The sequence below is a fragment of the uncultured Luteimonas sp. genome (assembly GCF_947492465.1).
Taxonomy (GTDB): domain Bacteria; phylum Pseudomonadota; class Gammaproteobacteria; order Xanthomonadales; family Xanthomonadaceae; genus Luteimonas.
Window position 1 is genome coordinate 685,063 of the sequence record NZ_CANLNF010000001.1, and the last position, 20,557, is coordinate 705,619.

Annotated in this window: 16 protein-coding genes and 2 pseudogenes; 12 read left to right on the forward strand and 6 right to left on the reverse strand. The window is 69.8% G+C overall.

Annotated features, from left to right (window positions below; all coding sequences use genetic code 11):
* The first annotated feature begins 55 nt into the window (after window positions 1-55).
* From Q0863_RS03070 to Q0863_RS03080, 3 genes and pseudogenes are all read left to right on the forward strand, one after another.
* Complete coding sequence (locus Q0863_RS03070) at window positions 56-769, forward strand: FKBP-type peptidyl-prolyl cis-trans isomerase N-terminal domain-containing protein (RefSeq protein ID WP_298574915.1); 714 nt, start codon at window positions 56-58, stop codon at window positions 767-769.
* 150 nt (window positions 770-919) lie between these two features.
* Window positions 920-1,734: pseudogene (locus tag Q0863_RS03075) on the forward strand (DUF1289 domain-containing protein).
* Complete coding sequence (locus tag Q0863_RS03080; protein ID WP_298574916.1) at window positions 1,731-2,585, forward strand: sulfurtransferase; 855 nt, start codon at window positions 1,731-1,733, stop codon at window positions 2,583-2,585. Before Q0863_RS03075 ends, Q0863_RS03080 begins: the two are co-directional and overlap by 4 nt.
* Before the next feature lie 39 nt (window positions 2,586-2,624).
* Here the strand turns inward: Q0863_RS03080 and Q0863_RS03085 are convergent, their stop codons facing one another.
* Window positions 2,625-3,371 (reverse strand): enoyl-CoA hydratase/isomerase family protein, encoded by a 747-nt coding sequence (locus tag Q0863_RS03085; protein WP_298574918.1) that lies wholly within the window; start codon window positions 3,369-3,371, stop codon window positions 2,625-2,627.
* Window positions 3,372-3,410: 39 nt separating this feature from the next.
* On the opposite strand from Q0863_RS03085, the gene Q0863_RS03090 reads away from it, so the two are divergent.
* The gene (locus tag Q0863_RS03090) at window positions 3,411-3,854 is read left to right on the forward strand and encodes a copper chaperone PCu(A)C (protein ID WP_298574920.1); all 444 of its coding nucleotides are present in this window, start codon (window positions 3,411-3,413) and stop codon (window positions 3,852-3,854) included.
* 488 nt (window positions 3,855-4,342) lie between these two features.
* Window positions 4,343-4,831, forward strand: coding sequence for a helix-turn-helix domain-containing protein (locus tag Q0863_RS03095; protein WP_298574922.1), 489 nt, complete (start codon window positions 4,343-4,345; stop codon window positions 4,829-4,831).
* 6 nt (window positions 4,832-4,837) lie between these two features.
* Here Q0863_RS03095 and Q0863_RS03100 read toward each other — a convergent pair whose 3' ends face one another.
* Together Q0863_RS03100 and uvrA are read right to left on the reverse strand one after the other, a co-directional pair.
* Complete coding sequence (locus Q0863_RS03100) at window positions 4,838-5,248, reverse strand: thioesterase family protein (RefSeq protein ID WP_298574924.1); 411 nt, start codon at window positions 5,246-5,248, stop codon at window positions 4,838-4,840.
* A 52-nt stretch (window positions 5,249-5,300) separates the two neighbouring features.
* Window positions 5,301-8,207, reverse strand: coding sequence for an excinuclease ABC subunit UvrA (gene uvrA / locus Q0863_RS03105; RefSeq protein WP_298574926.1), 2,907 nt, complete (start codon window positions 8,205-8,207; stop codon window positions 5,301-5,303).
* 392 nt (window positions 8,208-8,599) lie between these two features.
* On the opposite strand from uvrA, the pseudogene Q0863_RS03110 reads away from it, so the two are divergent.
* From Q0863_RS03110 to Q0863_RS03120, 3 genes and pseudogenes are all read left to right on the forward strand, one after another.
* A pseudogene (locus tag Q0863_RS03110) lies at window positions 8,600-9,577 on the forward strand (OmpA family protein); the annotation flags it as partial.
* Window positions 9,578-9,845: 268 nt separating this feature from the next.
* Window positions 9,846-10,889 (forward strand): OmpA family protein, encoded by a 1,044-nt coding sequence (locus Q0863_RS03115; protein ID WP_345780502.1) that lies wholly within the window; start codon window positions 9,846-9,848, stop codon window positions 10,887-10,889.
* Window positions 10,890-11,041: 152 nt separating this feature from the next.
* Window positions 11,042-11,527: a hypothetical protein gene (locus tag Q0863_RS03120; RefSeq protein WP_298574928.1), complete on the forward strand. Its 486-nt coding sequence runs from the start codon at window positions 11,042-11,044 to the stop codon at window positions 11,525-11,527.
* An 81-nt stretch (window positions 11,528-11,608) separates the two neighbouring features.
* Here Q0863_RS03120 and kbl read toward each other — a convergent pair whose 3' ends face one another.
* The 3 genes from kbl to tdh all read right to left on the reverse strand — a co-directional run bounded on the left by kbl (window position 11,609) and on the right by tdh (window position 14,921).
* Window positions 11,609-12,802: a glycine C-acetyltransferase gene (gene kbl / locus Q0863_RS03125; protein ID WP_298574930.1), complete on the reverse strand. Its 1,194-nt coding sequence runs from the start codon at window positions 12,800-12,802 to the stop codon at window positions 11,609-11,611.
* A gap of 31 nt (window positions 12,803-12,833) precedes the next feature.
* A complete protein-coding gene (locus Q0863_RS03130; RefSeq protein ID WP_298574931.1) occupies window positions 12,834-13,814 on the reverse strand; it encodes a hypothetical protein in 981 nt (326 codons plus the stop codon).
* Window positions 13,815-13,886: 72 nt separating this feature from the next.
* On the reverse strand, window positions 13,887-14,921 hold the full coding sequence (gene tdh, locus Q0863_RS03135; protein WP_298574933.1) for an L-threonine 3-dehydrogenase: 1,035 nt from the start codon (window positions 14,919-14,921) through the stop codon (window positions 13,887-13,889).
* A 123-nt stretch (window positions 14,922-15,044) separates the two neighbouring features.
* On the opposite strand from tdh, the gene Q0863_RS03140 reads away from it, so the two are divergent.
* The 4 genes from Q0863_RS03140 (at window position 15,045) to Q0863_RS03155 (ending at window position 20,539) form a co-directional block, all read left to right on the forward strand.
* A complete protein-coding gene (locus Q0863_RS03140) occupies window positions 15,045-17,210 on the forward strand; it encodes a S46 family peptidase (protein ID WP_298574935.1) in 2,166 nt (721 codons plus the stop codon).
* A gap of 108 nt (window positions 17,211-17,318) precedes the next feature.
* Window positions 17,319-17,963, forward strand: a complete 645-nt coding sequence (locus Q0863_RS03145) for a histidine phosphatase family protein (protein ID WP_298574937.1) — start codon at window positions 17,319-17,321, stop codon at window positions 17,961-17,963.
* A 181-nt stretch (window positions 17,964-18,144) separates the two neighbouring features.
* On the forward strand, window positions 18,145-19,440 hold the full coding sequence (gene folC / locus Q0863_RS03150) for a bifunctional tetrahydrofolate synthase/dihydrofolate synthase (protein WP_298574939.1): 1,296 nt from the start codon (window positions 18,145-18,147) through the stop codon (window positions 19,438-19,440).
* 31 nt (window positions 19,441-19,471) lie between these two features.
* On the forward strand, window positions 19,472-20,539 hold the full coding sequence (locus tag Q0863_RS03155) for an SPOR domain-containing protein (RefSeq protein WP_298574941.1): 1,068 nt from the start codon (window positions 19,472-19,474) through the stop codon (window positions 20,537-20,539).
* Window positions 20,540-20,557 lie beyond the last annotated feature (18 nt).

Consider the following 20,557-nt stretch of genomic DNA (forward strand, 5'->3'; position numbering starts at 1 on the left):
CTGTCGTGTCCGGGCCGGTCCACCGGCCGACCGTATTTTCCTGGAGAGTGACCGAATGAAATTGCGTCTGCTTGCTGCCTCCCTCGCGGCAATCACCCTGGTCTCCGCGGCGGCTTCCGCCCAGGACACCACTTCCGAAAAAGGCAAGCTGAGCTATGCGATCGGTTTCAACACCGGTGTCGAGCTGGCCGAACTGACCGCGCGCGGCGAGGCGGTCGACGTGAACACCGTGATCAAGGCGATCCAGGACGCGTACGCCAAGAAGCAGCCGGCGGTGCCGGTGGATCAGCTCAAGGCTGCGGTCGAGAACATGCAGAAGCGGCAGCAGGCCAAGATGGAGGCCGAGTTCGCCCAGCTGTCCACGCAGAACAAGACCCAGAGCGACGCCTTTCTCGCGCAGAACCGCGCCAAGGCCGGCGTGAAGACCCTGGCCGGCAGCACCGTGCAGTACCGCGTGATCGAGAACGGCAACGGCGCCAAGCCGACCCAGACCAGCGACGTGCAGCTGAACTACAAGGGTTCGCTGCCCGACGGCACCGTGTTCGTCGATACGGCGCAGGCGCCGCAGGGCCAGCAGGCGGGCCCGGTGACGATGAAGGTCAGCCAGATCCCGCTGGCCGGGCTGCGCGAGGCGCTGCTGCAGATGCCCGCTGGCGCACGCTGGGAAGTGGTGCTGCCGGGCGACAAGGCCTACGGCACCGACATGCGTGCCGGCCGCATGGCCAACCAGGCCGTGGTGTTCGACGTCAAGCTGGTCAGCGTCAAGTGATCGAGGGCCGCGCGCCGCGCGGCCGCCGATCCTCCTCCGCCGCGGCGGGGGTTCCCGTCCCGGTCTCCCGCAGGCCGGAGCGGCTCCAGCCACAACGACAGCGCCGGCTTGCAGCCGGCGTTTTCGTTTCTCCATCTACCCGTTCCCGCGATGAGTGCTGACATGCGCGCCATCCCCAGTCCCTGCACCGGCGTCTGCACCCTCGACGGGGAAGGCCTGTGCCTGGGCTGCCACCGCAGCGTCGCCGAGATCACCCGGTGGACCCAGCTCGGAGACGAGGAGCGCCAGCGCCTGATGGAGCAGGAGCTGCCGCGGCGCGAGGCGCAGCGCACGGCGTGAGCACGGAGACGATGCATTTCGACCGGATCGTGCGCGCGCTGCATCCGCTCGATGCGGTGCCGGCGGGTCCGGAATGGAACCTCGCCGAACTCGACGGCCTGCTCGAGGCGATGCCGCCGCTCGACGCCGCCGTGTTGCTCGGCCTGGTGGAGCGCGACGCGGGTCTCCATGTGCTGCTGACGCGCCGCAACGAAGGGCTGCGCCTGCATGCCGGCCAAGTCAGCCTGCCCGGCGGACGCGTCGATCCGGAGGACACCGGTGTGCTCGAGGCCGCACTGCGCGAGGCCGACGAGGAGATCGGCCTGCCGCCCGCGCAGGCCAGGCCGCTGGGCTACCTCGATCCGGTCCGCACCGTCACCGGTTTCCGGGTGGTGCCGCTGATCGCGCGGCTGGACCCGTCCTTTGTCGCGCGCCCCGATCCGGCCGAAGTGGCGGCGGTGTTCGAAGTGCCGCTGGATTTCCTGCTGGCGCGCCAGCACCTGCGCGAACTGTCGATCGAGTTCGCAGGGCGACCACGCCGGGTGCTCGAATATGCGCCCTGGCCCGGCGCGCCCGGGCAGCGCATCTGGGGCGTGACCGCCTCGATCCTGTTCAACCTGCGCCAGCGACTGGAGGCCCTGCGATGACTGCGATCGGATGGAACACGCTGGTGCAGCCAGAGGCGGTGGCTGCGGCGCTGGGCGACGCGCAGGTGGTGCTGGTCGACTGCCGCTTCTCGCTGGCGGATCCCGAGGCGGGCGAGCGCGCATATCGCCAGTCGCATGTTCCCGGCGCGCGCCATGCGCACCTGGACCGGGACCTGTCCGGCCCGCCCGGCCTGGGCCGGGGGCGACATCCCTGGCCGGACGCTGCCGACTTCAGCCGACGGCTGTCGGCGTGGGGCATTACGCCGCGCAGCCGGGTGGTGGCCTATGACGCCGGCGATGGCGCATTCGCGGCGCGCATGTGGTGCCTGCTGCGGATGCTCGGCCACGACGCGGTGGCCGTCCTCGATGGAGGCTGGGCGCGCTGGACCGCGCTCGGCCTGCCGGTGGAGGCCGACCTGCCGTCGCCCGCGCCAGCGCCCTACGAGGCACGGTTCGACGACTCCAGGCTGCTGGACGTCGAGGCGGTGCAGGGGCATCTCGCGCATGGCGGGCTGCTGGTCGATGCGCGGGCGCCGGAACGCTTCCGCGGCGAGGTCGAACCGCTCGACGCCGTGGCCGGCCACGTGCCCGGCGCCATCAACCGTCCCTATGCGGCCAATCTCGAAGACGGCCGCTTCAAGCCGGCCGGGCAGCTCCGGGCCGAGTTCATGGCCCTGCTGGACGGGCGCGCCGCGCACGACCTGGTGGCCATGTGCGGGTCGGGCGTCACCGCCTGCCACCACCTGCTCGCGCTCGAACATGCGGGCCTGCACGGCGCCGGGCTGTTCACCGGCTCGTGGAGCGGCTGGATCGGTGATCCGTCGCGACCGGTCGCCACCGGCGACGCCTGAGCGGCGACCACGTGCCGGCCGCGTGCCGGCGCCGGTCGCCTACTTGCCGAGCTTCGCGAGCAGGGCGCGCAGGGCCGACTGGGTGTCCGGGTCGGTCCAGGACGCGACGAAGCGGTCGAGATCCAGCCATTCCGGCCGCAGCGCCTCGATCACCTCGGCGCGCGCGATCGCACGCGTCGCCAGCATCGGCTTGCGTGGCAGTGCCAGCAGCTGCGCCAGCCAGGCATGCGCGCGCTGCGGCACGTCCGCGATCGGGGCGAGTTCGTCGACCAGGCCGATGGCGAGCGCCTGCTGCGCATCGACCATGGCGCCGGCCACCAGCAGGCGTTCGGCGCGATGCGGCCCGACCACGCGGCGCATCAGGCGCTGGATGCCTTCCGGCGCCACCAGTCCGACCTGGGTTTCGTTGAGGCCGATGCGGTAGTCGCCCGCCGCCATCACCCGGTAGTCGCAGCACAGCGCCAGCACGCAGCCGCCGGCCGGCGCGTGGCCGTCGAGCGCGGCCACCACCGGCACCGGCGACTGCGCCAGCACCCGCGCCGCATCGATGAAGCCCGACCACGCATCGCGCAGCGCGTCGGCCTCCAGGCTCAGCAGGTGCGGCACGTCCAACCCGGCGGAAAAGACGCCCGGGCCTCCGCTCAGCACGATGCCGCGCGCGCCGTCGGCGACGGCGCCAATCACCGCCTCACGCAGCAACCTGCACAGTTCCGGGTTGAGCGCGTTCACCGGCGGCCGCGCCAGGCGCAGTGCGTGGATGCCGTCGTGCTGGCTGTGTTCGATCATCGAGCGGGTCCGTGGGTGGAAGCGGCTATCATAGGGGCCATGCGAATTCCGGCCATCCTGCTGCTGTCCGCGCTGCTGCCTGCGCTGTCCACCACCGCGCGCGCCGACGATTGCGTGCCGCTGGTGGAGGCGGGCTGGGTCCGCCAGCCGCCGATGCCCATGCCGATGATGGCGGGCTTCGCGACGATCCGGAATCCGTGCGCGACCCCGGTGGCCATCGTCTCGGCCAGCAGTCCCGCATTCGGCTCGGTGGAACTGCACGAAACCACGCGGGTCGACGGCGTGAGCCGCATGCGCCACGTCGAATCGCTCGAGGTGCCGGCCGGCGGCAGGGCCACGCTGGCGCCCGGCGGCCTGCACCTGATGCTGATGCAGCCGCGCGCAACGCCCGCCCTGGGCGATTCGGTCGAGATCGAACTGCAACTGGCCGACGGACGCCGCGTGCGCGCCGGCTTCGAGGTGCGCGCGGCCAACGCGCTCTAGGTCACGGCAGCACGGGCGCTCCCCGCCGCGTCGCGTATCGCCTTGTTGCATCGTTGAATCTTCCGCGAAGGGCCGGTCGAGCAGCACCGGTCGCGCTGCAGGCCGCCTGCTGTCCCGCGCGTGTCCGCGACCGTTGCGCGGACAGGCCGGAACACGGCCCGCGCGCGTTGCAGCGATGAAACTTTTCTCGATGAAAAGCGTGCACGGCGCCGCAGGCTGCGTCCGCGTCCGCGAATAACTCCCGGACATTCAGTGGTTTGTCGATCGCCCGCGCGGTTGGCATCGCATTTGCGGGGAAGCAGCAGCGCAAGCGCCAGTCATGACGACGGGCCTTGGCGCAATGCAACCTTGAAGGAGTCTTTCAATGCGCATTCGATACAGCATCCTCACCGCGGCCGTCCTGGTCGTGCTGGGCGCTTCGGGCCAGCTCATGGCCCAGGACCAGAACGAAGGGCCGCTTCCGCGCCGACCTCTACCACCGGCTGCGGGTGATCGAGCTGCGGATGCCGGCGCTGCGCGAGCGCGGCAGCGACATCGCACTGATCGCGCACCACGCGCTGCAGCGGCATGCCGGCGAGGTCCAGTGCCGCCTCAAGGGCTTCAAGGCCTGCGCCCTGCGCGCGATGCAGACCTACGCCTGGCCAGGAAACGTGCGCGAGCTGATCAACCGCGTGCGCGAGGCTATGGTGATGGCCGAAGGCTGCTACATCTCCGCGCGCGACCTGCAGCTGGAGGTCACGGATCCGCTGCAGCCGGCCGGGGTCACGATCGAACTGGCGCGACGCGAAGGCGAGCGCGCGGCGATCGAGCGCGCGCTTGCACGCAACGGCCAGCGCGTCGCCCAGGCCGCCGACGAACTCGGGATCTCGCGCGTGACGCTCTATCGGCTGATGCTGCGCCACGGCCTGCACGAGGCCCGGCCGGAAGCGCAGTGGAACCGCCTGGCGCTGGTGAAGGGCGGCAGGGACGAGGCCTGAGTCGCGTCAACCGCCGGCGACGCGCCGCACCGCCTCCGGCAGCGGCGTGGGCCGGCCGTTCGCGCGATCGATCCAGACCATCACTACGTGCCCGTCGGCATACAGCACGGTGCCGTCCTCGCCGGCGATGCGGTGGCCGAGGGTGATGCTGGTGGTGCCGATGCGGTCGGCGAACAGCTCGACCACCACCCGTGCCGGATACGGGATCGGTACCCGGTAGTTCATCTGCACCGCGGCCAGCAGCGGCGCGAACGTCTCGGTCAGCCAGGCCTCGCCCAGCGAGTCGAACCAGCGGATCCGCGCCTCCTCCAGGTAGGTCATGAAGTTGGAGTTGTTGACGTGGTTGAACGCGTCGAGGTCGCGCCAGCGCAGTTCGATCGGCAGGCGGAACAGGGCGGTGCGGTTGTCCAGGCTCATGCTGCGTGACTCGGGGAACGGACGGGACGCAAATTGGTGGACGGCGACGGGTTCACGCCGCCGACTTGCGGCGTGACGGCTTGGCGTCGCGGCGTGACGGCTCGGCGTCCAGGCCCAGCGTGCGCGCCAGGAAGCGGCCGGTGTGCGAGGCGGGCAGGCGCGCGATCTGCTCGGGCGTGCCCTGGCCGATGATGCTGCCACCGCGGTGCCCGCCCTCGGGGCCGAGGTCGACCACCCAGTCGGCGGTCTTGATCACGTCCAGGTTGTGCTCGATCACCACGACCGTGTTGCCGTCGTCGCGCAACTTGTGCAGCACGGCGAGCAGGTGCTCGATGTCGTGGAAATGCAGTCCGGTGGTCGGTTCGTCGAGGATGTACAAGGTGCGGCCGGTATCGCGCCGCGACAGTTCCTTCGACAGCTTGACCCGCTGCGCCTCGCCGCCCGACAGCGTGGTCGCCGGCTGCCCGAGCTTGATGTAGCTCAGGCCGACGTCGAGCAGCGTCTCGAGCTTGCGGGAGATCGACGGCACCGGCTCGAACAGCGCGAGCGCGTCCTCCACGGTCATTTCCAGCACGTCGTGGATGTTGTAGCCCTTGTAGAGGATCTCCAGCGTCTCGCGGTTGTAGCGCTTGCCGCCGCAGACGTCGCAGGGCACGTAGACGTCGGGGAGGAAGTGCATCTCGACCTTGATCAGGCCATCGCCCTGGCAGGCTTCGCAGCGGCCGCCGCGGACGTTGAAACTGAAGCGACCGGGCGAGTAGCCGCGCGCGCGCGCTTCGGGCACCTGCGCGAACAGCTCGCGCAGCGGCGTGAACAGGCCGGTGTAGGTGGCCGGGTTGCTGCGCGGCGTGCGGCCGATGGGCGACTGGTCGATGTCGACCACCTTGTCGAACAGGTCCAGACCCTGGATCTCGCGGTACGGCGCAGGACTGTGCGAGGCGCCGTTGATCTCGTTGGCGGCCAGCGCATACAGGGTGTCGTTGATCAGGGTCGACTTGCCCGAACCGGAGACGCCGGTGACGGCAGTGAACAGGCCCGAGGGAATCGACAGGTCCACGTCCTTGAGGTTGTTGCCCGAGGCGCCCAGCAGCTTGAGCTGCATCTTCGGGTTGGACTTGTGGCGTGTCTTCGGGATCTCGATCCGGCGCTTGCCGGACAGGTACTGCCCGGTGAGCGAGCGCGGCGCCTTCAGCACGTCCTCGAACGATCCCTGGGCCACGATTTCCCCGCCATGCACGCCGGCGGCAGGGCCGATGTCGACGATGTGGTCGGCCAGCCGGATCGCGTCCTCGTCGTGTTCCACCACGATCACCGTATTGCCGAGGTCGCGCAGGCGGGTGAGGGTACCGAGCAGGCGTTCGTTGTCGCGCTGGTGCAGGCCGATGCTGGGTTCGTCGAGCACGTACATGACCCCGACCAGGCCCGCACCGATCTGCGAGGCCAGCCGGATGCGCTGCGCCTCGCCGCCGGACAGGGTGTCGGCCTTGCGTTCTAGGGTGAGGTAATCCAGGCCGACGTCGACCAGGAAGCCGAGGCGTTCGTTGATTTCCTTGACGATCTTGGCCGCGATCTCGCCGCGCCAGCCGGCCAGCTGCAGGCTGACGAAGAACGCGCGCGCCTCGTCGATTGGCAGCACCACCAGGTCCGACAGCGGGCGATCGGCGACGAAGACGTTGCGCGCGGCACGGTTCAGGCGCGCGCCGCCGCATTCGGTGCAGGCCCGTTCGCTGATGTACTTGGCGAGTTCCTCGCGCACCGCCGCCGATTCGGTCTCGCGGTAGCGGCGCTCGAGGTTGGGTACGATGCCCTCGAACCGGTGCTTGCGCTGGGTGCGGCCACCGGCATCGGTGACGTAGCTGAAGGTGATCGTGGTCGTGCCGCTGCCGAACAGCACCGCTTCCCGCGAGGCCTCCGGCAGGTCCTGCCAGGGCGTATCGACGCTGAAGCCATAGTGCTTGGCCAGCGACTGGATCAGCTGGAAGTAATAGGCGTTGCGACGGTCCCAGCCGCGCACCGCGCCGGCCGCCATCGACAGTTCCGGATGCACCACCACGCGCGCCGGGTCAAAGAACTGCGACACGCCCAGCCCGTCGCAGGTCGGGCAGGCGCCCTGTGGCGAGTTGAACGAGAACAGGCGCGGTTCCAGCTCCGGCAGCGCGTACTCGCAGACCGGGCAGGAGTACTTGGAGGAGAACAGCAGCGGCGCGGCGCCATCCCCGTCCATGGCCTGCACCGAGGCCATGCCCTCGCCGAGCTTGAGCGCGGTCTCGAAGGACTCGGTCAGGCGCTGCCGGAACCCCGCGGCCGATTCCTCGTCGGCGCTGCGCACCTTGAACCGGTCGATCACCGCTTCGATCGTGTGCTTCTGGCGCAGGGCCAGGGGCGGCACGGCATCGATCTCGTGCAGCGCACCGTCCACGCGGACCCGCACGTAGCCCTGCGCGCGCAGTTGCTCGAACACCTGTGCGTGCTCGCCCTTGCGCTCGCGCACCACCGGGGCCAGCAGCATCCAGCGCTGTTCCGGATCCAGCCCGAGCACCTGGTCGACCATCTGGCTGACGGTCTGCGCTTCCAGCGGATAGCCGTGGTCCGGGCAGCGCGGCAGCCCCACGCGCGCGTACAGCAGGCGCAGGTAGTCGTAGATCTCGGTGATGGTGCCCACGGTCGAACGCGGGTTGTGGCTGGTCGACTTCTGCTCGATCGAGATCGCCGGCGAGAGGCCCTCGATGTGGTCCACGTCCGGCTTCTCCATCACGCTGAGGAACTGCCGGGCATAGGCCGACAGCGACTCGACGTAGCGGCGCTGCCCTTCGGCGTAGATGGTGTCGAAGGCCAGCGAGGACTTGCCCGAGCCGGACAGGCCGGTGAACACGATCAGCCGATCGCGCGGCAGGTCGAGGTCGACGTTCTTGAGGTTGTGGGTACGGGCACCGCGAATGCGGATGGTGTCCATCGCCATCGGACAGGGTTTCCGGTTGGGGCTGGGGGAGGGGCAGCCGGGGAGGAACCGGTCAGCCTAGCGAGCCGCGGATATGGGGGCAAATGCGGCGGATGCCAGTTTCATCGGCTTGCGTCTCAGCTTGTGCGACAAAGGGCAGGGCGCCCATGCCATTGAGTACTGCCGACGCGCGTCTGTGCCGGAGGACAGCTGGAAACCCCCGCTTCACGTCAAGACAGCTTGGGCCGGAAAGTTATACGGTTGTTAACATGCCCTTCACGGCGATAAACCTAAGCTGCCGCCGTGCGTTCAGTCTGCAGCCTCGGGACTGGGCAGAACCTGGCACCGGACGTCGCACCAGTGGGACACGGGGTCGCAATTCGATTGGCAAAAGTCCTTTCAAGGAACCGGAAATGACGAAGACGAAACTCCTCACCCTCGCGCTGCTCGGCGGCCTCGGTCTGACCCAGGTCGCGTCCGCGCAGGAATTCGACGACCGCTGGTACCTGACCGGTTCGGTCGGCTTCAACCTCCAGGACGAGGACCGTCGTACGGACGACGCCTATGCGCTGGGCCTGGGCCTGGGCAAGTTCATCAGCCCCGAGTGGTCGGTGGAAGGCGCGCTGAACTACCAGAACCCGTCCTTCGAGCACAACAAGGACCTGCTGTGGAGCCAGTACGGGGTGTCGCTGGACTTCCGTCGCCACTTCATCTCCGAAGAGCGCAACTGGTCGCCGTACGTGCTGTTCGGCCTGGGCTACCAGCGTTCGGAGGAAGAGTACGCGGTGCTGTCGTCGGATTCGCCGCTGCAGCGTGAGGACGGCAACCTGGCCGCCAAGCTGGGCGTGGGCCTGCAGAGCGACTTCAGCCGCCGCGTGGCGGTGCGTGCCGAACTGGCGACCCGCTTCGACTTCGACGATTCGAGCTTCGCGGCCGAGTCGGGGACGGATGGCTCGGGCTATCCGCACCAGCAGGAAGAGAGCTACTTCGGCGACGTGATCGCCTCGGTGGGCGTCGTGATCCCGCTGGGTCCGGAGCCGACCGCGCCGGTGGCCCCGCCGCCGCCGCCGCCGCCGGCCGAAGCTGCCCCGCCGCCGCCGCCGGCCCCGATCACGATCGACCTGAACGGGGTGAACTTCGACTTCGACCGTTCGACGCTGCGTCCTGACGCGGTGCAGATCCTGAACGAGGCGGTGGAGATCCTGAAGCGCTATCCCGACCTGCGCGTGGAAGTGGCTGGCCATACCGACCTGTGCGGTACGGACGCCTACAACCAGAGCCTGTCGGAGCGTCGCGCCCGTGCGGTGTACGACTACATGACCAGCAACGGCATCGACGCCGGCCGCCTGATGGGTCCGACCGGTTACGGCGAGAGCCGTCCGCTGGAGCCGACCGCGCAGACGCTGCCGGGCTGCAAGAGCGAGGTCAACCGCCGCACCGAGCTCAACGTCCAGAACTGACCGGGTCGGCGGCCGCCCTTGACGGGCGGCCGCCGGATTCCGCGAGTTGCTTGTTAAGAATCCGTTCGACGCATGCTATCCTCCGCGGCGCAAGCCAAGGAACAATGGCTTGGGCCGGCCTCTTCGACCGGGGCACGAGCAGGATTCAGATGCGTGAACCCGTTTCATTTTCCCGGACAATCCCCCTAAGGAGTTTTCAATGAAAATCCGCTTGCTGAGCGCCGCCCTCCTGGCGGGCATGGCCGTGACGACCGTCGCGTCCGCGCAGGAATTCGACGACCGCTGGTACCTGACCGGTTCGGTCGGCTTCAACCTCCAGGACGAGGACCGTCGTACGGACGACGCCTATGCGCTGGGCCTGGGCCTGGGCAAGTTCATCAGCCCCGAGTGGTCGGTGGAAGGCGCGCTGAACTACCAGAACCCGTCCTTCGAGCACAACAAGGACCTGCTGTGGAGCCAGTACGGGGTGTCGCTGGACTTCCGTCGCCACTTCATCTCCGAAGAGCGCAACTGGTCGCCGTACGTGCTGTTCGGCCTGGGCTACCAGCGTTCGGAGGAAGAGTACGCGGTGCTGTCGTCGGATTCGCCGCTGCAGCGTGAGGACGGCAACCTGGCCGCCAAGCTGGGCGTGGGCCTGCAGAGCGACTTCAGCCGCCGCGTGGCGGTGCGTGCCGAACTGGCGACCCGCTTCGACTTCGACGATTCGAGCTTCGCGGCCGAGTCGGGGACGGATGGCTCGGGCTATCCGCACCAGCAGGAAGAGAGCTACTTCGGCGACGTGATCGCCTCGGTGGGCGTCGTGATCCCGCTGGGTCCGGAGCCGACCGCGCCGGTGGCCCCGCCGCCGCCGCCGCCGCCGGCCGAAGCTGCCCCGCCGCCGCCGCCGGCCCCGATCACGATCGACCTGAACGGGGTGAACTTCGACTTCGACCGTTCGACGCTGCGTCCTGACGCGGTGCAGATCCTGAACGAGGCGGTGGAGATCCTGAAGCGCTATCCCGACCTGCGCGTGGAAGTGGCTGGCCATACCGACCTGTGCGGTACGGACGCCTACAACCAGAGCCTGTCGGAGCGTCGCGCCCGTGCGGTGTACGACTACATGACCAGCAACGGCATCGACGCCGGCCGCCTGATGGGTCCGACCGGTTACGGCGAGAGCCGTCCGCTGGAGCCGACCGCGCAGACGCTGCCGGGCTGCAAGAGCGAGGTCAATCGCCGCACCGAGCTCAACGTCCAGAACTGATCTGGATTCGAGCAGATGGACCCAGGAAGCCCGGCCTCGTGCCGGGCTTCCTGCGTTGTGGGGCAGAGGTCGGACGCGCGCGAGGCGATCCGCTTGCCTGGCGGTCGTGCGCTGCTACACTCGCGCCCAGATTTTCGAGGCGGAGAGGGACGATGCGTGGATGGGCCGTGTTGCTGTTGTCGCTGGGCGCGATGTCCGCCCACGCTTCCACCCAGTGTCCCAGCGCGAGCGCGCAGCCACTGGCCGTGCGTCCGACCGTGCTGCTGCCTGTGGCGAGCGGATTTGCCAGCGTGAACCCCCAGCTGGGAGCGCAGCGCGGCGTGCTTGCCCCCGATTTCGACGAGTCGCAATCGGTCGACAATGTGCTGTGGCGACTGCGGGTGGAGGGCTGCCAGCAGCTGGCCGCGGCCACGCCGGCCTCGGCGCTGGCCGCGCCGAATCCCGGCACCTATGTCAAGCGTACCGAGCACGACAACACGCCGTACCGGTTCAACATGACCCAGAACGGCAAGCGCATGACCGCCGATGATTTCGACGCCTGGCTGCAGGCCAACGGCTACAGCGCCGGACGGCGCGCGGCTCCCGCGGTCGAAACTCCCGCGGCAGCCGAGGTTCCGGCCGAAGGCCAGGCCCAGTAACGGCAGGCGCCGCCTTCCGGACGGCCGCGGCGCATCCGCAGGCGCCGGTTTCCACGGCGAAAGCGCAACGCGAAGGGCCTGTCAGCCCTTCAGTACGCCCAGTTCATGCCCGATGCGGGTGAATGCGTCGATGGCGCGATCGATGTGCTCGCGCGTGTGCGCGGCCGACATCTGCGTGCGGATCCGCGCCTGCCCCTTGGGCACGACCGGAAAGAAGAACCCGATCGCATAGATGCCTTCCTCGAGCAGCCGTTCGGCGAAGCGCTGCGCCAGCGGCGCGTCGTACAGCATCACCGGGCAGATCGGATGCGTGCCGGGGCGCAGGTCGAAACCGGCCGCGGTCATCCGTTCGCGGAAGTACGCGGTGTTGGCAGCCAGGCGCTCGCGCAGGTCGCCGGCGGCGTCTAGCATCTCGAACGCCCTGGTGCCTGCTGCCACGACATGCGGCGGCAGCGAGTTGGAGAACAGATAGGGGCGCGAGCGCTGGCGCAGCAGTTCGACGACTTCCGCCTTGGCCGTGGTGAACCCGCCCAGTGCGCCGCCCATCGCCTTGCCGAGCGTGCCGGTGATGATGTCGATGCGGTCCAGTACGCCCTTGACCTCGGCGGAGCCGCGTCCGCTCCTGCCCAGGAAGCCGGTGGCGTGGCATTCGTCGATGTGCACCAGGGCGCCGTACTTCGCCGCCAGCGCGGTGATCTCGTCGAGCGGCGCAATGAACCCGTCCATCGAGAACACGCCATCGGTGGTGATCAGCTTGGTGCGGCAGCCGGCGGCATCGGCGGCCTGCAGCTGCCGCTCCAGGTCGGCCATGTCGCAGTTGGCGTAACGGAATCGCTGCGCCTTGCACAGTCGAACGCCATCAATGATGGACGCATGGTTGAGCGCATCGGAGATGATCGCGTCGTGCTCGTCGAGCAGTGGCTCGAACAGGCCGCCATTGGCATCGAAACAGGCCGCGTAGAGGATCGTGTCGTCCTTGCCGAAGAAGTCCGCGATGGTCTTCTCCAGCTGCTTGTGCAGGTCCTGGGTGCCGCAGATGAAGCGCACCGACGCCATGCCGAAGCCGTGCGTGTCCAGCGCCTCCCGGGCGGCCGCGATGATGTCCGGATGGTCCGCCAGCCCCAGGTAGTTGTTGGCGCAGAAGTTCAGCACCGTGCGGCCATCGGCCAGGGTGATTTCCGCCGACTGCGGACTGGTGATGATGCGCTCGGCCTTGAACAGGCCCGCGTCGCGGATCTCGTCGAGGGTGGCGGCGTAGCGGTCGGTCAGGGACATGGCGGTATCCGACGGAATACAGTCCGACAGTCTAGCCGCTAGTCGCAGGGTCTTTCCTCTCCGACATGCGCTGGAGCCATTCGTCCCAACGGGCCTGCAGTAGCGGCAGGGTCGATGGGAGGGAGGATGCTTCCCCGCGTCGTGCGAGCCAGCCCTCGAAATCGACTCCGGCCGCCGTGGCGTCGCTGATGTCGCGCAGAACCCGCACGTCGCCGCTTGCCTCGATCAGGAATGCGGCAAACACAAGCGCCTGTCCGTAGAACATGTCCAGCGTCAGAGCGGTGCGGTCCCCGGGTGACAGTTCCAGCGATGCCACGCCCGAACGGCTGATCTGCCCGTTCCTGCGCATCGTCTGCTGCAGGGCGAGTGCGGGATGCGGCATGGACAGGAACGTGGCGAGCGGCGGAACGCCGTTGGGCGATGAACGCTGCGTCGCGAGGAAACGGGCGCCACGCTGCTGCTGGGATTCGGGCGACTCCATCAGCTCGGCGACGCTCTCGTCCAGCCAGTCGGGCGCCGGACTGCCGTAGGCAGGCGTTTCGCTGGCCGCGCCGGGCCAGAACATGGCGGCGTACATGGCGTGACCGAGCTCGTGGCGGAGGACATCCTCGTGAAGTGCCGGATCGCGCCGGCCGGCACCGGGGCGCCGCCTGGAACTGGGGTCGGGACGCGACCACGGACTCGCGGAGGCGGGTAGCCAGGACAGACCGTATGCCAGTGAATGGGCTGCGGCGAGCGCGGTGGCGGCCTCCGTGGTGTAGGTCCTGCTGAGGACCAGCATCCCCGCCGGCGGCTCTGTTCCGAAGTACAGCGCGAACTGCCCGGCAGCGCTTTCGAGTGCGCGCGACCCCATCTCGGCGTCGCTGCGTGTCCGTCCATAGGCCACGCCATGGGCGCTGGCAATGCATACATCCGCCGGCGGGTCGTCCAGTTTCGGACATTCCGGCGCGGCAGAGGCGGCCGAGGTGGCCGTGAGAAGCGTCAGAATCGACAGGATGCGCGGCAGTTTCATGTTCACCCTCCCTGGTGTCGTCGCATGGATGATCGTCCTGGTCTCGTCGCGGCGTGGCGTCGGCGGCAGGGCTCAATGCCAGTCGAGCACCACCTTGCCCGACTTGCCCGACTCCATCAGGTCGAAGCCCTTCTGGAAGTCGTCGGCCTGCAGCTGGTGGCTGAGCACCTTGCCGAGCGGGAAGCCCGAGAGCACCAGCTGGGTCATCTTGTACCAGGTCTCGTACATCTTGCGGCCGTAGATGCCCTGCACGGTGAGGCCCTTGAAGATGATGCGGTCCCAGTCCACGCCGGCGCCCTTGGGGAGGAGGCCGAGCAGGGCGACCTTGCCGCCGTGGTACATGCAGTCGAGCATGTCGTTGAAGGCGCGCGGATTGCCGCTCATCTCCAGGCCCACGTCGAAGCCTTCCAGGTGCAGGTCGGCCATCACCTCGCGCAGCGAGGCGTTGGCGATGTTGACCACGCGCGTGGCGCCCATGTCCGCGGCGAGCTTGAGGCGGTAGTCGTTGACGTCGGTGACCACGACGTTGCGCGCGCCGATGTGCTTGCAGATGCCGGCGGCCATCACCCCGATCGGGCCGGCGCCGGTGATCAGCACGTCCTCGCCGACCACGTCGAACTCCAGCGCGCAGTGCGCGGCGTTGCCGTAGGGGTCGAAGAACGCGGCCAGTTCGCTCGGGACCTGGTCGGGCACCGGCCACAGGTTGCTGGCGGGCATCACGATGTACTCGGCGAAGGCGCCGTCGCGGTTGACGCCGATGCCCACGGTGTTGGGGCACAGGTGCTGCTTGCCGGCGCGGCAGTTGCGGCAGTGGCCGCAGACGATGTGGCCCTCGGCGGACACGCGCTGGCCGACGGTATAGCCGGAGACGCCTGGACCCAGTTCGGCCACGCGGCCGACGAACTCGTGGCCGATCACCAGGCCCTGGCGGATCGTGCGCTGCGCCCACTCGTCCCACAGGTAGATGTGCAGGTCGGTGCCGCAGATCGCGGTCTTCTCGACCCGGATCAGCACCTCGTTGGACCCCGGTACCGGCACCGGCACCTGCTCCATCCACAGGCCCTTGGTGGTCTCGCGCTTGACCAGCGCCTTCATGGTTGCGGACATCGGGGAAGCCGTCGGGAATGGGCGGCCATTATAGGTTGCAGGGGAAACGGCAGGCGCGAAGGCCGGCCTCCCGGCCGGGAAGGGCGGCTACAATCCGGCAGTCCTTTCAGGTGGAACCGTTGCATGCGCCTCTCCCTGCTGAGCCTCTCCGCCGCGGTCGCCGTTGCCGCCATCCCCGCCGCGCACGCCACCGAGGGCATGTGGGTGCCGCAGCAGCTGCCGGAGATCGCCGGGCCGCTGAAGAAGGCCGGACTGAAGCTCGACCCGGCGCAACTGGCCGACCTGACCGGCGATCCGCTCGGCGCGGTGGTCTCGCTTGGCGGCTGCACCGCGAGTTTCATCTCGCCGCAGGGCCTGGTGGTCACCAACCACCACTGCGCCTATGGCGCGATCCAGCTCAATTCCACGCCCGAGAACAACCTGATGCGCGACGGCTTCAACGCCGCCGCGCCGGCCAACGAGATCACCGCCGGCCCGAATGCGCGCATCTACGTGCTCGACGCGATCACCGACGTCACCGCCCAGGTGCGCGGCGCGATCGAGGCGGCCGCCGATCCGCTCGCCCGCACCCAGGCGCTGGATGCGATCGAGAAGCGGCTGGTCGCCGACTGCGAAGCCGAAGCGGGCTACCGCTGCCGCCTGTACAGCTTTCTCGGCGGCAACGACTACCGCCTGTTCCGCAACCTGGAGATCCGCGACGTGCGCCTGGCCTATGCGCCGCCGGGCAGCATCGGCAACTACGGCGGCGAGGTGGACAACTGGATGTGGCCGCGCCACACCGGCGACTTCGCCTTCTACCGCGCCTACGTCGGTCCGGACGGCAAGCCCGCCGCGCATTCGCCCGACAACGTGCCCTATCAGCCGCGCCACTGGTTGAAGATCGCCGACCGGCCGCTGCGCGAGGGGGACTTCGTGATGGTGGCCGGCTATCCGGGCCGCACCAGCCGCTACGCGCTGGCCGGGGAGTTCGAGGAAACCGAACAGTGGTCGTATCCGACCATCGGCCGCCATTACCGCGCGCTGATCGACCTGGTCGATGCGCGTGGCAAGGCGGATCCGGACATCGAGGTGAAGTACGCCAGCACCGTGCGCGGCTGGGAGAACGTGACCAAGAACTACGAAGGCCAGCTGACCGGCTTCGCGCGCACGCAGGCGGCCGAGACCAAGCGCGCCCAGGAAGCTGCGGTGCTCGAATGGCTGCGCAGTCGCGGCGAAGAGGGCGCCGACGCGCTCGCCGCGCACGAACGCCTGGTCGCGCTCGACCAGGCCGAGCGGGCGACCCGCGAGCGCGACCTGGTGCTGCGCATGTTCAACGGCACCGGGGCGATCTCGGCCGCGACCACCCTCTACCGCCTGGCGATCGAGCGCGACAAGCCCGATGCCGAGCGCGAGCAGGGCTACCAGGACCGCGACCTGCCCACCATCGAGGGCGGCCTGCGGCAGATGGATCGCCGCTACGTGGCGGCGATGGACCGCGAGCTGCAGGCCTACTGGCTGGCCGAGTACGTCAAGCTGCCGGCCGCGCAGCGGATCGAGGCGATCGACAAGTGGCTGGGCGGCAGCGACGGCAAGGCGATCGAGCGCGCGCTCGACCGCCTGGCCCGGACCACCGTGGGCGATACCGCGCGCCGCATGGAATGGCTGCAGGCCGATCGCAAGGCGTTCGAGTCCAGCAAGGATCCGGCGATCCGCTACGCCGTGGCGATCATGCCGACGCTGCTGGAACTCGAGCGCGAGGGCAAGACCCGGGCCGGCGAACGCCTGTCGGCACGCGCCACCTACCTGCAGGCCGTCGCCGAGCATCGCCGCAGCCAGGGCGGATACGTCTATCCCGACGCCAACTCCTCGTTGCGCATCACGTTCGGCAACGTCCGCCCGTACACCAAGCTCGACGGCACCCGCCAGCAGGCATTCACCCGGCTGGAGGAGGTCGCGGCCAAGGCGACCGGCGAGGAGCCGTTCGACGCGCCGCAGGCGCTGCTCGATGCCATCGAGGCCAGGCGTCACGGCGGCCTGGCCGACCGTCGCCTGCGCTCGGTACCGGTCAACTTCCTGTCCGACCTGGACGTGACCGGCGGCAACTCCGGTTCGCCCGTGCTCGATGCGCGCGGCCGGCTGACCGGATTGCTGTTCGACATGAACTGGGAGGCGGTGGTGTCGAACTGGGTGTTCGACGAGGAGATGACCCGCACCATCTCGGTCGACCAGCGCTACATGCGCTGGATCATGCAGGAGGTCTATCCGGCGCCGGCGCTGCTGCAGGAAATGGGCGTGGCGCCCGGGCGATAGTTGCGGCCGGCAAGCATCGGCCAACGGGCGCACCGCATCGCTTAGACTAGGCGGTGCGCCCCGGGGAGTCGCGGGCGTCCCCCGACCCGTACCGGAATCCCCAGCCGCATGAGAATCCTGCTTGCCCGCCACGGCGAGACGCCGTGGAATGCCGAAGGCCGTTACCAGGGACAGGAAGACATCCCCCTGTCGCCGGTAGGAGAAGAACAGGCGCGCCTGCTTGGCGAGCGCCTGCGCGACGTGCGCATCGACAAGGCCGTCAGCTCGCCGCTGACCCGTGCCTACCACACGGCGCAGTTCGCCCTGGGCGAGGCGCGCGCGCCGATGCTGACCACCGAGATGGGCTTCATGGAAATCGCCCACGGCACCTGGGAAGGGCTGCTGGCCAGCGAGATCGGCGCCACCGATCCCGAGCGCCTGCGCGCCTGGCGCGATGCGCCGGACACCGTGCAGATGCCGGGCGGCGAGTCGCTCAAGCAGGTGTTCCGCCGCTCCTGGGAAGCGCTGCAGTGGTCGACCGAGGGCCTCGGCGGCAACGACACCCTGCTGGTGGTCGCGCACGACGCGGTCAACCGCGTGCTGCTGTGCCACGTGCTCGGCATTCCGCTGTCGCGGCTGTGGACGTTCCGCCAGGCGCCGACCACGCTCAACCTGCTCGAGGGCGAGACCCTGGACAGCCTCGAGGTGGTGCGCCTGAACGACTGCTCACACCACACTGCGTTCTTCGGCGAGGCCGTGCACCGGGCCCTGTAGGCAGCCGCTCGCGCGGCCTGCGGCTCGCATGCGCCGCCGAGGGCTGGCGCCCGCAGCCTGTGTCCGCCCGCTCCAGTCCACTTGCCGTCGCCCGCGCAGCGGGCGATCTTCCGTCTCCGCCGTGCGTCGCCGTGGCGGTCGTCCACGTGCCGCGTCCGCGAAGGCAGCTCCCGGTATTCCCATGCGCAACACTCTCCAGGACTGGCTCGGCCACATCGAGCGCCAGCACCCCCAGGCCATCGAGATGGGACTCGAGCGCGTGCGCGAGGTGGCCGCGCGGCTGGCGCTCGGGCGGCCGGCCACCCACGTGGTCACCGTCGGCGGCACCAACGGCAAGGGATCGACGGTCGCCTTCCTCGAGTCGATCGCGCGCGAGGCGGGGCTGCGCGTGGGCGCCTACACCTCGCCGCACCTGCTGGCCTACGGCGAGCGGGTCCGCATCGACGGCGTCGAGGCCGGGGAGGCCGCGCTGGCGGAGGCCTTCGCCGCGGTCGATGCCGCCCGCGGCGCCACGCCGTTGACCTATTTCGAGTTCGGCACCCTGGCGGCCCTGTGGCTGTTCGCGCGCGCCGGGCTGGATCTGGCGATCCTGGAGGTCGGGCTGGGCGGACGGCTCGACGCCACCAACCTGGTCGATGCCGATGTCGCGGTGATCACCACCGTCGACCTGGACCACCAGGACTGGCTGGGCGACGATCGCGAGGCGATCGGCGCCGAGAAGGCCGGCATCGCCCGCGCCTGGAAGCCGCTGGTGCTGGGCGACGACGATCCTCCGGCGAGCGTGCTGCGCCACGCCTACGCGATTGGCGCTTCGGCCCTGCGGATCGGCTGCGATTTCTTCTTCGAGCCGGTCGATGCGACGCGCTGGCGCTGGCGCGAGGTCGGATGCGCGCTGGACCTGCCGATGCCCGCACTGGCCGCGCCCGTGCAGCTGCGCAACGCGGCGGTCGCGATCGCCGCGTTGCGCGCGCTGGAGATCGACCTGCCGGCAACGGCCATCGCCGGCGGCGTCGCCGCGGCGCGGCTGGCCGGGCGGCTGCAGCCCTTCGACCGCGGTGGCGTCGCGGTCTTCGTCGATGTCGGCCACAACCCGCAGGCCGCGCGCGAACTTGCCGCCTGGCTGCGCGCGACGCCTATCAAGGGGCGCACGCACGCGGTCTACGCCGCGCTGGCCGACAAGGACGCGGCCGCCGTGGTGGCTGCGTTCGACGGCCTGGTCGACGCCTGGTGGCTGGGCGGATCGCTGGGCGCAGGCGTGCGAGGGCTGCAGGTCGACCTGCTGGCGCAGCGGCTGGCCGGATGCGCCGCTTGCGTCGCGGGCACGCGGTCCGATCCCGCCGCGGCGCTGTCCGCCGCGCTGCAGGCGGCCGCTCCAGGCGACCGCGTGCTGGTGTTCGGGTCGTTCCATGCGGCGGAGGAAGCGTCGCGGATGTTGCGTGGCCCGGGTTCAGAAGCCGGCGCGCCGCGCGGCGTATAATTCGCGCGCCCCGCCGCTCTTGCCGAACCCGATGGATGCCGGATTGAAACAGCGCCTGATCGGTGCCGCCGTGCTCGTGGCGCTGGCCGTGATCTTCCTCCCGATGCTGGTCAAGGGACCCGCCCCGGACAGCGGCGTGTCCGACCTGTCCATGCGCGTGCCCGACGCGCCGGAAAGCGGCTATCGGACCGTCGACCTGCCGCTGGTCGTGCCGGCCGGCGCGCCCGAGGGCGGCGTGCTGGGGACGCCGGAGCCGCTCGACGACGGCCAGCTGGCCACGGTCGATACCGCCACCGCGCAGCCGCCCGGCGAGCGCCCGGGCGCCGACGCGCTGCCGGCGGACGACATCGTCCAGACCCATCCGGATGCGGCCGAGCTTGCCGAAGACGCCGCGACTCCCGCGCCGGCGCCGGCTGCCGCCGCGACGCCGGTCGAGCCGCCCGCACGCACCGAACCTGCGCCCGCCCGCGCGCAACCGGCGGCGCAACCGCTGCCGCCGACCTCGGCCGGAGGCGACTACGCCGTGCACTTCGGCGCCTTCGGCAGCGAGCGCGACGCGCAGCTGATCGTGCGCCAGCTCTCGCAGGCCGGACTGAAGGCCTACAGCGAACCGTTCACCCTCGACGGTCGTGCGGCGCAGCGCGTCCGGCTGGGGCCGTTCGCCACCCGCGAGGCCGCCGAAGCCACGCGCGTGCGTGCCGCGCAGGTGCGCAACGACGTCACCCCGCGCGTGGTCGCGCTGGATGCGGCACCTTCGCGGCCGGCCGCCACGCCGCCCCGCGCGCCCGCCGGCGAGCGCGTCGCGCAGGCACCGGCGGCAGCGACGCCGGCCCCCGCCGCGCCCGCCGCGCCCGCCGCCAGCGGAGTGGGCTTTGCCGTCCAGGTCGGCGCCTTCAGCAACGCCGCCGAAGCCACGCGCCTGCGCGATCGCCTGCGCGGCATGGGCATCGATGCATTCACCGACACCGTCGCCACCGATCGCGGCCGCCTGACCCGGGTCAAGGCCGGCCCGGTCCCGGGTCGCGACGACGCCGAGCGCCTCAAGGCGCAGGTGAAGTCGAAGGTCGGCATCGACGGCATGGTCCGTCCGCATCCCTGACCGGCGGCCACGGCCACC

What these genes read in the sequence shown, in the direction of transcription:
- Q0863_RS03070 (WP_298574915.1), top strand. Translation starts at nt 56, where the DNA reads ATGAAATTGCGTCTGCTTGCTGCCTCCCTCGCGGCAATCACCCTGGTC.
- Q0863_RS03080 (WP_298574916.1), top strand. Translation starts at nt 1,731, where the DNA reads ATGACTGCGATCGGATGGAACACGCTGGTGCAGCCAGAGGCGGTGGCT.
- Q0863_RS03085 (WP_298574918.1), bottom strand. Translation starts at nt 3,371, where the DNA reads ATGATCGAACACAGCCAGCACGACGGCATCCACGCACTGCGCCTGGCG.
- Q0863_RS03090 (WP_298574920.1), top strand. Translation starts at nt 3,411, where the DNA reads ATGCGAATTCCGGCCATCCTGCTGCTGTCCGCGCTGCTGCCTGCGCTG.
- Q0863_RS03100 (WP_298574924.1), bottom strand. Translation starts at nt 5,248, where the DNA reads ATGAGCCTGGACAACCGCACCGCCCTGTTCCGCCTGCCGATCGAACTG.
- uvrA (WP_298574926.1), bottom strand. Translation starts at nt 8,207, where the DNA reads ATGGCGATGGACACCATCCGCATTCGCGGTGCCCGTACCCACAACCTC.
- Q0863_RS03115 (WP_345780502.1), top strand. Translation starts at nt 9,846, where the DNA reads ATGAAAATCCGCTTGCTGAGCGCCGCCCTCCTGGCGGGCATGGCCGTG.
- Q0863_RS03120 (WP_298574928.1), top strand. Translation starts at nt 11,042, where the DNA reads ATGCGTGGATGGGCCGTGTTGCTGTTGTCGCTGGGCGCGATGTCCGCC.
- kbl (WP_298574930.1), bottom strand. Translation starts at nt 12,802, where the DNA reads ATGTCCCTGACCGACCGCTACGCCGCCACCCTCGACGAGATCCGCGAC.
- Q0863_RS03130 (WP_298574931.1), bottom strand. Translation starts at nt 13,814, where the DNA reads ATGAAACTGCCGCGCATCCTGTCGATTCTGACGCTTCTCACGGCCACC.
- tdh (WP_298574933.1), bottom strand. Translation starts at nt 14,921, where the DNA reads ATGTCCGCAACCATGAAGGCGCTGGTCAAGCGCGAGACCACCAAGGGC.
- Q0863_RS03140 (WP_298574935.1), top strand. Translation starts at nt 15,045, where the DNA reads ATGCGCCTCTCCCTGCTGAGCCTCTCCGCCGCGGTCGCCGTTGCCGCC.
- Q0863_RS03145 (WP_298574937.1), top strand. Translation starts at nt 17,319, where the DNA reads ATGAGAATCCTGCTTGCCCGCCACGGCGAGACGCCGTGGAATGCCGAA.
- folC (WP_298574939.1), top strand. Translation starts at nt 18,145, where the DNA reads ATGCGCAACACTCTCCAGGACTGGCTCGGCCACATCGAGCGCCAGCAC.
- Q0863_RS03155 (WP_298574941.1), top strand. Translation starts at nt 19,472, where the DNA reads ATGGATGCCGGATTGAAACAGCGCCTGATCGGTGCCGCCGTGCTCGTG.